Genomic DNA, 259 nt, shown 5'->3' with positions numbered 1-259 from the left:
GATGGTAACAATATCGCGTATCGTGCTTTCTTTGCACTACCGCTTTTAAATAACGACAAAGGTATACATACGAACGCAATTTACGGTTTTACAATGATGTTAATGAGAATATTAGAGGAAGAAAAACCAACGCATATGTTAGTAGCGTTTGATGCGGGGAAAACGACATTCCGTCATAAAACGTATAGTGAGTATAAAGGAGGACGTCAAAAGACTCCACCTGAATTATCAGAGCAATTCCCGTTTATTCGTGAGATGC

At 38.6% G+C, this 259-nt stretch carries 1 protein-coding gene; it reads left to right on the top strand.

What is annotated here, in order from left to right:
• On the top strand, window positions 1-259 hold a 259-nt coding region (locus tag SB658_RS25210), incomplete at both ends, for a PIN domain-containing protein (protein ID WP_410603156.1).

It is taken from the genome of Bacillus sp. SIMBA_008 (assembly GCF_046535495.1).
GTDB lineage: Bacteria > Bacillota > Bacilli > Bacillales > Bacillaceae > Bacillus > Bacillus subtilis.
The sequence above is the reverse complement of the archived record's forward strand: the minus strand, read 5'-3'. Positions and strand labels throughout refer to the sequence as shown.